Annotated in this window: 2 protein-coding genes; both read right to left on the reverse strand. The window is 67.9% G+C overall.

Translation table 11 applies throughout. From position 1 onward, the window contains the following. Positions 1-24 precede the first annotated feature (24 nt). Positions 25-618 carry a transposase gene (locus tag AB0I88_RS41335; protein ID WP_361037785.1) on the reverse strand — a complete coding sequence of 198 codons (594 nt, stop codon included), beginning with the start codon at positions 616-618 and terminating at the stop codon, positions 25-27. After that, positions 543-1,088 carry a winged helix-turn-helix domain-containing protein gene (locus AB0I88_RS41340; protein WP_361037787.1) on the reverse strand — a complete coding sequence of 182 codons (546 nt, stop codon included), beginning with the start codon at positions 1,086-1,088 and terminating at the stop codon, positions 543-545. Before AB0I88_RS41340 ends, AB0I88_RS41335 begins: the two co-directional genes overlap by 76 nt. Between the last annotated feature and the right edge of the window lie 89 nt (positions 1,089-1,177).

Consider the following 1,177-nt stretch of genomic DNA (forward strand, 5'->3'; position numbering starts at 1 on the left):
TTTACTGAGCTTTTGGGGTCAGGGTCAGGGTGGTGCCAGTCCGCTGGTGGCGAGGAACCCGAAGGCGAGGGTGGGCCGGTACTGCATCCGTTTGAGCCGGTTCTTCGCCACTCGGAGTAGATCGTCGATGCGGCCGCGGGCGAGGTTGGCCATGCTGCGTTTGAGGCTGGACCATAGGTTTTCGACGGGGTTGAGTTCGGGGGCGTAGCCGGGCAGACGGTAGACGCGCAGCCAGGGCCGGGCGGCGATCAGGGCGCGCATCTTGGCGGACTTGTGGGCGGGCAGGCCGTCCCAAATCAGCACGATGGGAGCGCGTAGTTGCTGGTGGGTGGCGTCGAGCAGGTCGGCGAAGTGGTCTTCGCCGAAGCCTTTCGGCTCGCCTTTACGGCCACGGTGGACCATCGTGCGGTAGATGATGCGCGGCTCGTGCCCGGCGCGGTAGGCGACGATCCCGGCGAGTGAGAGTTTGCGGCCGCCGCGGCCGGCGACGGTGACGATCGGGGTGGTGCCTCGCCGGGCCCAGGTCCGGGCCCGGGCTGGTCTCAGCGAGATGCCGGACTCGTCGGCGAAGCAGATCCACGCGCCCAGCCTGCGCGCGACCCTTTTACCGCGGGCCACTGATACCGCTTGAAATGTTCGATAGCCTGCTCGTCACGTTCGGCAGCCCGGTGGACCGGTTGCTGCGGGGTGTAACCGGCGCGGCGCAGCGTCTCCCACACGGTGGCGATGCTGACGGTGACGTGGAACATCCGGCTGATCAGCGTGCGCACCCGGGCCAGCGTCCAGCGCTGGTCCTCGTCCCAACCGGCCGCTGCCGGACCCTGCTCCAGCCTGTCGATCAGCTTCTGGACCTGGACTTCGGACAACATCGGGTCGGGCCCGGGCGCTCCACGTGAGGCCAGGGCCTGTTCGCCTCCGGCCTTCCACGCCCGCCGCCACGCGTACGCCGACTTCGTCGAGATCTCCAACTCGGCGGCCACCTGCGGCGCGCTCACCCCGGCAGCGAACATACGTGCCGCCTGCCGGCGTATCTGTTCCCGGCGGGCGCGTTGTTGCGGTCCGACCCCACCACCGTCCCCGTATCGCATGCCCTAAATAGACAGCAGCCCCGAACCGTCAGGAATCACCCAAAGTGGCGATGTGGACATGAGAGTGACCTCAACCCCGGAAGCTCAGT

It is taken from the genome of Actinoplanes sp. NPDC049802, from assembly GCF_040656595.1.
Lineage (GTDB): Bacteria > Actinomycetota > Actinomycetes > Mycobacteriales > Micromonosporaceae > Actinoplanes.

Excerpts from the sequence above, each read along its gene's own strand:
- AB0I88_RS41340 (WP_361037787.1), bottom strand. The coding sequence starts at position 1,088 with ATGCGATACGGGGACGGTGGTGGGGTCGGACCGCAACAACGCGCCCGC.